General features: G+C 34.7%; 9 protein-coding genes. 7 read left to right on the top strand and 2 right to left on the bottom strand.

What is annotated here, in order from left to right:
• Positions 1-3 precede the first annotated feature (3 nt).
• Positions 4-1152: a carboxynorspermidine decarboxylase gene (nspC, locus tag SUDEN_RS06175; protein WP_011372810.1), complete on the top strand. Its 1149-nt coding sequence runs from the start codon at positions 4-6 to the stop codon at positions 1150-1152.
• Between the two features lie 10 nt (positions 1153-1162).
• Positions 1163-1717, top strand: a complete 555-nt coding sequence (locus SUDEN_RS06170) for a class I SAM-dependent methyltransferase (protein WP_011372809.1) — start codon at positions 1163-1165, stop codon at positions 1715-1717.
• A gap of 5 nt (positions 1718-1722) precedes the next feature.
• On the opposite strand, the gene SUDEN_RS11575 is transcribed toward SUDEN_RS06170, so the two are convergent.
• Together SUDEN_RS11575 and recO are read right to left on the bottom strand one after the other, a co-directional pair.
• Positions 1723-3315, bottom strand: a complete 1593-nt coding sequence (locus SUDEN_RS11575) for a methyl-accepting chemotaxis protein (protein ID WP_011372808.1) — start codon at positions 3313-3315, stop codon at positions 1723-1725.
• 59 nt (positions 3316-3374) lie between these two features.
• Positions 3375-3995 carry a recombination protein RecO gene (gene recO / locus SUDEN_RS06160; RefSeq protein ID WP_011372807.1) on the bottom strand — a complete coding sequence of 207 codons (621 nt, stop codon included), beginning with the start codon at positions 3993-3995 and terminating at the stop codon, positions 3375-3377.
• Positions 3996-4172: 177 nt separating this feature from the next.
• On the opposite strand from recO, the gene gltB reads away from it, so the two are divergent.
• The 5 genes from gltB (at position 4173) to SUDEN_RS06135 (ending at position 12009) form a co-directional block, all read left to right on the top strand.
• Positions 4173-8612, top strand: a complete 4440-nt coding sequence (gene gltB, locus SUDEN_RS06155; RefSeq protein WP_011372806.1) for a glutamate synthase large subunit — start codon at positions 4173-4175, stop codon at positions 8610-8612.
• Positions 8613-8614: 2 nt separating this feature from the next.
• Positions 8615-10000 carry a glutamate synthase subunit beta gene (locus SUDEN_RS06150; RefSeq protein ID WP_011372805.1) on the top strand — a complete coding sequence of 462 codons (1386 nt, stop codon included), beginning with the start codon at positions 8615-8617 and terminating at the stop codon, positions 9998-10000.
• Between the two features lie 145 nt (positions 10001-10145).
• The gene (gene accD, locus SUDEN_RS06145; RefSeq protein WP_011372804.1) at positions 10146-10991 is read left to right on the top strand and encodes an acetyl-CoA carboxylase, carboxyltransferase subunit beta; all 846 of its coding nucleotides are present in this window, start codon (positions 10146-10148) and stop codon (positions 10989-10991) included.
• Positions 10991-11551 carry a thiamine phosphate synthase gene (locus SUDEN_RS06140; RefSeq protein ID WP_011372803.1) on the top strand — a complete coding sequence of 187 codons (561 nt, stop codon included), beginning with the start codon at positions 10991-10993 and terminating at the stop codon, positions 11549-11551. The genes accD and SUDEN_RS06140 overlap by 1 nt, the downstream gene beginning before the upstream one ends.
• Complete coding sequence (locus SUDEN_RS06135; protein WP_011372802.1) at positions 11551-12009, top strand: 23S rRNA (pseudouridine(1915)-N(3))-methyltransferase RlmH; 459 nt, start codon at positions 11551-11553, stop codon at positions 12007-12009. Before SUDEN_RS06140 ends, SUDEN_RS06135 begins: the two co-directional genes overlap by 1 nt.
• Positions 12010-12016: the final 7 nt, after the last annotated feature.

Below are 12016 nucleotides of genomic sequence, written 5' to 3'. Positions count from 1 at the left end.
TAGATGAATACTCAAGAGAGCATTTCTACACCATACTACATGTGTGATGAGTCACTTCTTCGTGCAAATCTTGAGATATTAGATTATGTGCAAAAGCAGAGTGGAGCTAAGATAATTTTAGCTCTAAAAGGTTTTGCCATGTGGAGTACATTTCCGCTTGTAAAGCAGTACTTAAGAGGTTGTACATGTAGTGGACTTCATGAAGCACTTTTGGCTAGAGAAGAGTTTGCAAAAGAGGATAAAAATCTTGAAGTTCATACCTACTCGCCAGCTTTTAAAGATGAAGACATTGATGAGATTGCACGCATATCTAATCACATAGTTTTTAACTCACCAACTCAACTCTTTAAATATTGCGATAGAGTAAAAAAGATAAATCCACATGTTAATCTATCACTTAGAATAAATCCAGAACAGTCATCTTCTCCAAAAGACATTTACAATCCTTGCGGGCTTTACAGCAGGCTTGGAACAACTTTAGCAAATTTTGATGAGAGAGTTTTAGAACATATAGATGGACTGAATTTTCACGCACTTTGTGAGCAAGATGTTGATGCCTTAGAGGATGTTTTAGTAGCTTTTGAAGAGAAATTTTCCAAGTACTTTAAAAATATGAAATATATAAATTTTGGCGGTGGACACCACATAACAAAAAAAGGTTATGATGTTGATAAGCTTATAAAAATAATAAAAGAGTTTATAACAAAATATGACGTTGAAGTCTATTTGGAACCTGGGGAAGCAGTTGGTTGGCAAACAGGTGTACTTGTAAGTAGTGTTTTGGATATTGTTCACAACGGCATAGATATAGCCATTTTAGATACTTCAGCTGAAGCTCATATGCCAGATACTTTAGCAATGCCATATCGAGCTATGGTTAGAAGAAGCGGCGAGGCTGGAGAGAAAAAGCACACATACCGTTTTGGTGGAAATACTTGTTTAGCGGGAGACATCATGGGTGATTACTCTTTTGATAAACCTCTATATGTAGGCGATAAAGTTATATTTGAAGATCAAATTCATTACACTTTTGTAAAAAACACTACATTCAACGGTATAAAGTTACCCTCATTGGTTATACTAAGAGAGGATAAAACTCTTGATGTTATAAAAGAGTTTGGATATCAAGATTATAGAAATAGATTATCTTAAAGGGGATTATATGCAAGAAGATAAGCAAAGATGGAATGAGCGATATTTGGAGAATCCTATGCCGCAGGCTGTTTCTCCACTACTTGAGCGATATATAGAACATGTAAAAATTGGACAAGCTATAGATGTGGCTTGTGGAACAGGTAGAAATACTCACTACTTAGCAGAAAAAGGTTTTATGGTTGATGCTGTTGATATATCTGATTATGCACTAGGGTCTGTAAAAAATAGTTCTATGATTAAAAAAATAGACGCTGATTTGGATAAATACAACCTAACTCCAAACAGATATGATTTGATTGTAAATGTAAACTATCTAAATCGTCGCCTTGTCTCTCAGATGAAAGATGCACTAAAGAGCGGTGGAGTGTTAATATTTGAAACATTTATTGTGGCGCATGGAGACTTCAATATGCCAACAACAAATCTTGACTACCTTCTTAGAAAAAATGAGCTTTTGCACTCGTTTATTGGGCTTGAAGTTATCTATTATGAAGAGAAAATAGATGTTAATTTAAAAGGTGAGAGAATAAAAGTAGCTTCACTTGTAGCTAAAAAGTCTTAGACTTTTTAGCTTTTAAACTCGTTTATTCTTGACTCAAGAGAGTTTGCTACTTCTAGCAGACGCTTAGATTCATCTGTTATACTTGTGACTCTCTGTTTATTTAGGGATGAGTGATTATTTATCTCATTGATTTGGAAAATTATCTCATCTGTATGTTTTACCATCATTTGAGAATCTTCAACAGATCGTCTAGCTACTGCAACTGAATTTTTCATCTCATAAGAGGTGTCGTTAATTTTATCCTCAACATTATGAGATATATTTGTAAGTTTTTCCATACCTTTAGCATTTTCATGCATCTTATCACTTACGTCGTTTATTGACTGTACAATTGTACTTACACTCATCTCGATTTCTACAAGAGACCTCTGGGTTCTCTCTGCTAGTTTACGTACTTCATCAGCAACAACAGCAAAGCCTCTTCCATGTTCACCAGCACGAGCAGCCTCTATCGCAGCATTAAGTGCAAGAAGATTTGTCTGCTCTGCTATATCTTTTATAACAAGTAAAACACTCTTAACTTGATCAGCATCATGTTTTAAGCCAAGGAGTTTTAATGATAAATCATTTTCTATCTCTATAAACGTATCTACTTCATGTACTAACTCACTTAGTGCCTCTTTTGAAGATTCTAGATTTCTATCTGCTTGTAAAACTTTTTCTTGGGTCTCTTTTGCTATTAAGATAGAGTTGTCTAAAATATCTTTTATAGATTTGCTTTTGTGAGTTGTCTCTAAAACTATAGCGCTCTCTTCTTGAATAGTTTGAAATATAGAAGATGAAGATTTTGTAATTTTATCGGCAATAGAGACATTTTCACGACCTAAGCTTTTTACTTCATTTACAGTATCTTGAACAGTTGTTACAAAATCATTTACTGCATAAGCAGAAGCTGCAAACTCATTTTTACGTAAAACTTCAATGCGTCTTGTTAAATCTTTGTCTCCATCAACAAGCGCTCTGATTCTTTTTCTCAACTCATCTATTGGGGCAATTACCTCTTTTTTGAAAAAAGTATTTATAATTAATATAAAGATGATAAATACAGTGCTAAGTGTTATAAGTAAAATATTTTTTGTATCTCTTATTTCTGTATCATTTGCATCAAGTGATACAGTAAGACTCATAACACCAAGAGCATCCCCCTCTTTTGCGTTTGCATGACACGCAATGCAGTTTTGCTCTGCTACCATTGGTTTTAGTAGCTCTATTGTGTGGTGAGAACTCTCTGTTTTTTCAATTATTTTTGCTTTTTTACTCTCAAGCACTTCTCTAATCATTGCATCGTTTGTAAAAGTCTCATTCTCTCTTGCATAAAGCTCAAGGGTCAGTTTTGATTTTGAAACATCAAGCGCTTCAATACCATGAATCTTTTTTGCCTCTTGCACAGTATTTTGAACAACTTTAGGATCACCTGCCAACATACTTTGCGTAACAGTCTGAAAGATTGATTGACTAAGCATATCAAGGGACTTATTTGCAGTTTTGTTTGAAAAATCATTAAAGGTATAAGATATATAAAAATACATCAAACCAACTGCGAGTGTTCCAAAGAGCAATATCGTAATAATTATACGAGATTTAATAGTAGATAACATATAACAACTCCATAAATAAATTATAAAAATAGTCTATCATAACAATGTTTCATATAGCTTTAAAGACCTTCTAAAAGTATATACCAAAGTTTATCAATATCATCATCGTCTAGAAAAAGAGTATAGTGATTTTCAAAAAGCTCAGTAGCTGCACTTTTCTTTATAGAATGAGAATTAGCACAACTTTTATGCGCTGGCAAGTATGCACGAAGCAGAGAAATTTCATCTTCATAAATATGTTCAGAGCATAAAAAACACTCAAACTCTTTATGCAGTCTGCCCTCATGCTCAAGAAGTTTTACATAAGACTCTATTGCAACCCTTTTTGGGTTTTGTCTATTCCAGTTTTTTGAAGCACTCTCAAGAAGATCAAAGTAAAAAGAGTCAAGTTGTTCGGCATCTTTTAGATGCTTATAAAAAAGAGCACAAAACTCTTGCCACAGTTTTAGTAGTTTATAATCATTTATCCACTTATAGCCTATATGAATAACATCTTTTAATCTATGAATAGTTGTTTTAGAAGAGGGCTCTTTTTCATAGTCTATTTTAAAACCTAAATTTATCACGCCATGTCTTGCACCATAAAACCTATAAAGAGTATCTAAGTTTTCTCTCGATAAAATTGTTACAATAAGGTCTTCATCTTTAACTTTATTTAGTGCTAATATAAATCCCTGCATCTTTTTGCTTCTTTTATACACATATTTATTTTTTTATTTAAAAATCATATTGCTATTATATTTTCTTAAACCTTTAAAATATATAATGCACCACTCGCCTCTAAATAGAACAAGTTTCTTTAAAAAGAGGTTAAATTTTTAAATAAAATTATAAAAAAGCAAGATTTAGGAGTTAATATGGTTGAATATAAGGATTTGTTAAGGTCGTTTAAGGATAATTGCGGATTTGGCCTTGTAGCAAATATTAAAAATATAGCATCACATAAAGTTTTAGATGATGCTATAACTGCATTAGAGAGAATGATGCACCGTGGTGCCGTAGCAGCTGATGGAAAAACTGGTGATGGAAGTGGACTACTTCTCTCTTTACCTGAGGAGTTTCTTCGTAATGAAGCCTCTAAGAGTGGTATTGAGCTGCCAACACAGTTTGCGATAGCTTCTATTTTTACAAAAGATATTAAAAATCTCTTGGTTGTAGAAGAGATTTGTGCGAAGAATGACTTAAAAGTTATCTTAAGACGAGATGTTCCAATAAACATTAATGCCTTAGGTGAACAAGCTCTCTCATCACTACCAAATATAGTTCAACTCTATATAATTCCAAACTCAATAATGGCTACAAATAGATTTGAAGCACTGCTGTATCTGTCTCGTAAAGAGAGTGAGCATAAATTAGAGGAGGATAAAAATTTTTATATATCTTCCATGAGTTCAAGGGTTCTCTCGTATAAAGGGCTTGTTATGCCTACGCATATAAAAGAGTTTTATAAAGATTTGCAAGATGAGAGTTTTAAAATCTCTTTTTCACTATTTCATCAAAGATTTTCAACAAATACGCTTCCAGAGTGGAAACTAGCACAACCTTTTCGTGCAGTTGCACACAATGGTGAAATAAATTCGGTTGAGGGAAATCGCTTCAATGTTGAGATAAAATCAGAATCTATAAAGAGTGAAGTTTTTACAGATGAAGAGATACAAAGAATATTGCCAATTTTGCAACCAAAATCATCTGATAGTGCTTCAGCAGACAACTTTTTTGAATTTTTGCTTATAAATGGTATGGATTTTTTCAAAGCTGTTCGTGCAGTTATTCCAGCAGCTTGGCAAAATGCTCCACATATGGATCCTGAGCTTCGTGCATTTTATGAGTATCACTCTACTGTTTTTGAAGCATGGGATGGTCCAGCAGCATTTTCTGTAACGGATGGAAGATATGTAGGATGTGTTTTAGATAGGAACGGTCTTCGTCCAGCAAAGTATATAATTACAAAAGATGACACACTCTTAATTGCAAGCGAGTATGGAGTAGTAGATATTGCGCAAGATAACATCAAAGAGAGAGGTCGTCTGCAATCTGGAGAGATGATAGGACTTGATTTAAAGTTTGGAAAAATATTTAAAAATAGCGAGATTAATGATTATTTAAAGAGTTCAAATCCATATATGAAGTGGCTAAATGAGCATATGATTTATCTTCAAGAGCATGTTGTAGATCAGTACATGTCAGAGCCAGAATATACAAAAGAGGAGCTTGTCGCTAGACAGAGATATTTTAACATCACTCATGAGGTGATAGAGCAAGTTATAGAGCCTATGATGATAGAGGGTAAAGAGGCTGTGGGCTCTATGGGTGATGACACTCCACTTGCTGCATTTTCCAACAAACAAAGAGCTTTTAGTGACTTTTTTAAGCAAAAGTTTGCACAAGTTACAAATCCTCCAATTGATCCAATCAGAGAAAAAGTTGTAATGAGTTTAAATACAGGCTTTGGAGAAGTTCACAATATTCTAGATGAAGCTCCATTTCATGCGCATCGTCTTAAATCTATCTCTCCCATTATTACAAGTGAGAAGTTAGTGATATTGAAATCATTTGGAGATAAAAAATCACCAAGTTATCAAGATTTTTATCGTAATAAAACATTCTCAACAGCTTATGAGTCAGAGCTTAAAAAATCACTTGATGCTCTTGTTGAGAGGGTTGTCTCTTCTGTTAAAAATGAGGGAACAAGAATAATTATACTAGATGATTATGAATTTAGTAAAGAGAAAAAAATTATACCTATGGCTATGGTGATTGGTCGTTTAAATACAGCCTTGTTAAAGTCTAAAGTTCGCCATTTAGCATCAATGGTTGCTGTTACCAGTGAGGTTTATGATTCTCATAGCGCAGCTGTACTTTTAGGATATGGTGCAAATGCCATCCATCCAAAACTCTTAGCTGAGAGTGCAATTGCACATGCTAAAAGCTCTAATGCTATTAAAGTAGATTGTAATACAGCGTTAAAGTCTGTACATGTATCTTTAAATGCGGGTATCTTAAAAATAATGTCAAAAATGGGGATTTCAACTGTCGCTTCATATAGAAATTCAGGTCTTTTTGACATTATGGGATTAAGCCGCGACATAGTAAATGAGTGTTTTGAAACTTCTTCCTCAGCGCTTAATGGATTGTGCTACAAGGAGATAGACGAGAGACTCTCTAAGTATCATAGAGATGCTTTTGAAGATGGCGGGTTTAATAGAATTTTTCCTCTAAATATTGGGGGATATTATAAATTTTATAATGGAGCTGAGCATCATGATTTTGCTCCAGCCGTAATTCATGCTATCCACGCAACAGCTAATAGCGGTTTAAAAAAAGATTACGATAAGTTAAGAGATATTGTAAATAGTAGAGGTTTGAAATTTATCAGAGATTTCTTTGATATAAAATCAGATAGGAGCTCTATTGATATTTCAGAAGTTGAGCCAAAAGAGGAGATATTTAAGAGATTTTCTTCAGCTGCTATGAGTTTGGGATCAATCTCTCCAGAAGCACATGAGACAATTGCTATGGCGATGAATCAAATAGGTGCACAATCAAATTCAGGAGAGGGCGGAGAGGATTCTGAGCGTTTCGGAACCAATAGAAACTCAAAGATTAAGCAAGTTGCAAGTGGACGATTTGGTGTAACTGCTGCATATTTAAGAAGTGCAGAGGAGATTCAGATTAAAGTCGCACAAGGTGCAAAGCCAGGTGAAGGCGGTCAACTCCCAGGTCATAAAGTATCGCCTCTTATTGGAAAACTGCGCCATACAGTTCCTGGGGTTACACTAATCTCTCCACCTCCTCATCATGACATCTACTCTATTGAGGATTTGGCACAACTTATATTTGATGTAAAACAGGTAAATCCAAAGGCTAAAGTAGCTGTAAAATTGGTTTCAGCTATTGGAGTTGGAACAATTGCAGCAGGTGTTGCAAAAGCTTATGCTGATAAGATAATTATCTCTGGAGGCGATGGCGGAACTGGAGCAGCTCCGCTTACTTCTATAAAATTTGCAGGAAATCCGTGGGAGTTGGGACTTAGTGAAGCACACAATGCGCTAAAAGCAAACAATTTAAGAGGTTTAGTAGAACTTCAAGCAGACGGTGGACTAAAAACAGGTCTTGATGTAATAAAAGCCGCACTCTTTGGAGCTGAGAGTTACGCATTTGGTACAGGAGTTTTAACAATTGTTGGCTGTAAAATGCTTAGAATTTGTCATGTAAATAAATGTAGCGTTGGTATTGCGACACAAAATGAGATGCTTCGTCAAGAATTTTTTAAAGGGCATGTTCATCAACTTGTAAACTATTTTACACTTTTAGCTGAAGATATTCGCTCTATCATGGCGCAACTTGGATTTAAAACTATGCAAGAGATGATAGGAAGAAGCGATATTTTAAAAGTTGTAGAAGATGAGTTTGCTAAAAAGTTTGATTTTAGTTCACTTCTTCATCAAGAAGATGGTGTAAATCATTCAACACAAAACTCCAATCCTACATTTGATGATAATAATTTTGAAAAAGATGTTTTAAAAGAGGCTATGAACTCTATCAAACATCCAAAGAACAGGGTTCGAATAACAAGAGAGATTACAAATGTAAACAGAAGTTTTGGAGCACTTCTTAGTGGAGAGATAGCAGAATATTATGGAGACAAAGGCTTAGCAAGTGATACTATTAGAATAAATCTTAGCGGAATATCAGGTCAGGCACTTGGGGCATTTTTAGTCCCAGGAATTTCAATATATTTAAGTGGTATTGCAAATGATTATATAGGGAAAGGCATGCATGGCGGTAAAATTATTATCAAGTCAATTAATGAAGGCGAAGAGTTTGCTGCTGGAGGCAATACCTGTCTTTATGGTGCAACTGGTGGAAAACTTTATATCTCTGGAAGTGTAGGAGAGCGATTCGCTGTTCGTAACTCTGGCGCACTTGCAATTGTTGAGGGAACTGGCGATAACGCATGCGAGTATATGACTGGCGGTGTTGTTGTGATTTTAGGGCGCACTGGAATCAACTTTGGTGCTGGAATGACTGGCGGAATAAGCTTTGTATATGACTTTGAGCACACTTTTATAGAGAGTGTAAATCGTGAGTTAGTTGAGCCAATACGAATAGATACTGATGATGGAGATGAAGCAAGACACTATCTCAAGCAACTGTTAAAAGATTATCTTACAGAGACGCAGAGTAAAAAAGCACAAAAACTACTAGATAATTTTAGAGTTGAAGTGAGAAATTTTTGGCTTGTAAAACCTAAAAACTTAACTAAATTACCAATGAATTTAGAGATAGGAGATTAATCATGAGAGAATATTTAACAATTGATAGAGTTGAAGCTAAAAAAAGGTTGGTTGTTGAGAGAACAAAAGATTTTGGTGAAATTTACGAAGTTTTCGATAAGAGCGAAGCAGCAACTCAAAGTGAGAGATGTATCCAGTGTGGAGACCCATTTTGTTTAAATAAATGCCCTTTGCATAACTATGTCCCACAGTGGCTTAAGGCTGTAAGTGAGAAAGATTTGGAGTTCGCATTTAAACTCTCAAATGAACCTTCTCCTTTTCCTGAAGTAATGGGAAGAGTTTGTCCTCATGATAGGCTTTGCGAAGGAGATTGTACGCTAAATGACGGACATGGAGCCATAACTATTGGCTCCGTTGAGACATTTATCACTGAAGAGGGATTTAGAGCTGGATATAAACCAGATTTTCCTGGAATTACAACCGATAAAAAAGTTGCAATTATAGGAAGCGGTCCAGCAGGGCTTTCATGTGCAACATACCTTCTGCGCTCTGGAGTAGCTGTTACAATGTATGAGAGAAGTGATAGAGCAGGTGGGCTTTTAACATACGGAATTCCAAACTTTAAACTCGACAAAAAGATAGTAGAACGTCGAATAAAATATCTTAAAGAAGCTGGTATGGAGCTTATTTTAGAGTGTGAAGTAGGACGTGATATTACTTTTGAAGAGATAGCAGATAAACATGATGCGATGTTTATAGGAGTGGGTGCCACAAAAGCAAAGAAAGCATCTATTAATGGTGAAAAAGCACCAAATGTTTATAAGGCCATGGATTATCTAACTGCAATTCAGAGAAAAATATTTAAACTCAGTTATGATAAAAAATTTGATTTTAAAGATAAAAATGTAGTTGTAGTTGGTGGCGGAGATACAGCAATGGATTGTTTAAGAACTGCAAAGAGAGAAGGCGCAAAGAGCGTAATATGTCTATACCGTCGTGATGCACACAACATGCCAGGAAGTCAAAAAGAGTATAAAAATGCGATGGAAGAGGGTGTTGATTTTTCATTTTTTACCTCTCCAAAAGAGATTATATTAAACGATAAAGGCAATGCAATAGCCATAGAGATGATAAAAACAACTTTAGGAGTAAAAGATGAAAACGGACGTCAAAAAATAGAAGAGATAAGAGGAAGTGAGTTTAGAGTAAATGCTGATGTTTTCATTATGTCTCTAGGTTTTGATCCAGAAGTTCCATCATTTTTAGCAGAAAACGGAATAGAGACAAACAAATGGGGCGGAATAATTATTAATGAAGAGACTCATGAGACAAGCACAGCTGGAATATATGCAGGTGGCGACTGTTATAGGGGTGCTGATTTGGTTGTAAGTGCAGCATATGATGGTCGTGAAGCCGCAAGAAGTATGCTAAAAGTGATTCTTAAATAGTGTTACTTTTCTACATCTAATATTAGTAGATGTAGAAAAAATTGCTCATATTTGTAACAAATAGAAGCATTCCATTTTTTAAATTTTATGGAAAACAAGTATTATTTTGATATAATTTCCGCCATTATATATTGAAGGATTTTTTTTGAATTTACTTAGCTTTTTTTCTAGAAACACAGATAAAAACCAACCTGTTAAAAGTGAGGCGCCAGCGCATTGGGTAAAGTGTAAATCATGTCAATCTCTTATGTACTACAAAGAGGTAGAGAATCAAAAGCATGTATGTCCAAAATGTGGTTATCACATCAGAATAGGTGTAAAAGAGAGAATAGAGCTCTTAGCAGATGAGGGTACTTTTGTAGAGTATGATGATAACTTAAAGCCTATTGATCCACTCAATTTTACAGATAAAATATCATATAAAAAAAGACTTGAAGAGGCTTATTCAAAAACTGGCAAAAATTCATCTGTGGTAAGCGGTGAGTGTAAAATGAATGGTGTAAGTGCTCAAATGGTTATATTTGACTTCGCATTTATGGGTGGCTCGCTTGGCTCTGTTGAGGGAGAGAAAATAGTTCGTGCGGTTAACCGCGCTATTGAGAAGAGACAAGGGTTGATTATACTTAGCGCAAGTGGTGGAGCTAGAATGCAAGAGAGCACTTTCTCACTGCTTCAGATGAGTAAAACTTCAGCAGCTTTAGCAAAATTGGCACAACACAAACTTCTTTATATCTCAGTATTAACAGATCCTACAATGGGAGGTGTTAGTGCCTCTTTTGCCACATTGGGGGATATTATCATAGCAGAGCCAGGTGCATTAGTTGGTTTCGCTGGACAAAGAGTTATAGAACAGACAATTGGTTCGGCTCTTCCAGATGGTTTTCAACGTGCAGAATTTCTGCTTGAAAAAGGTTCTATTGATATGATTGTAAATAGAAATGACCTTAAAAAAACACTCTCAGACATGTTAACACTCTTTAAAGTTGCGTAATGCGACTTTATGCTCTTTGCGATCAAGACCTTTTAGATAAAAAAGGTCTCTCTCTTGAAGATTTTATCTCTACTGCAAAAGAGAAAAATGCAGAAATTATCCAATATCGAAATAAAAATGCAGACATTGCATTTATAAAACAGCAACTTATTAAAATCAGAAAAATGTATGATGGCTTTTTAATCGTCAATGATGCTTATGAACTTATAGAGTTTTGTGATGGAGTTCATGTTGGGCAAGAGGATTTAATGGCAATAGATAAAGATATCTTTGCTGCAGTAAAAATTATCAGAGAAGTTATTAAAAAAGATAAGATTTTAGGCATTTCAACTCATAATGAAAAAGAGATTTTAGAAGCTAATCAGATGGATTTAAACTACATTGGTTTGGGTGCATATAGAAATACAGATACAAAAAATAATGTAACAACAGTTCTTGGTGAAAAACTAGACTCTCTTGCATCACTCTCAAAACATTATGTAGCCGCAATTGGCGGTGTAAAAGAGAGTGATAAATTCTCACATGTAACGTATCATGTAGTTGGGAGTGGATTGCTTTAGTGAATATAGAAATTCTATCAATTGCAAAAAAAGAGAGATCTATCTACGATCCTCTTTGTAAAGAGCTATCAAAGATGATTTCTCGCTTTGCAAAAATAGAAGATATAGAATTATTTAATAAAGATGTAACAAAAGCACACACCATCTCCCCAGAAGCCTCAAGAGAGGCTTATTCAAAACTTTTTGCGCCACATGTAGTTAAGAGTTTTAACGTAATATTACACCCTGATGGAAAATTAATTGATAGTTATGAATTTAGTAAGCTATTAGATGGTAAAATTGCGGTTAAATTTTTCATAGGCGGTGCTTATGGCTTTGAAGATGAGTTCTTGAAGAAGGGTGATTCTATTATAAGTTTAGGGAATATTACTATGAGTCATAAAATTGCAAAAGTTGTTTTACTAGAGCAGATTTATAGAGGATTTTCAATTTTAAGTAACCATCCATATCATAAATAACTAACAA

The sequence above is a fragment of the Sulfurimonas denitrificans DSM 1251 genome (assembly GCF_000012965.1).
In the GTDB taxonomy this organism is placed as follows: Bacteria; Campylobacterota; Campylobacteria; order Campylobacterales; family Sulfurimonadaceae; genus Sulfurimonas; species Sulfurimonas denitrificans.
Note: the sequence above shows the minus strand (reverse complement) of the source record. Positions and strands in the feature narration are given on the sequence as shown.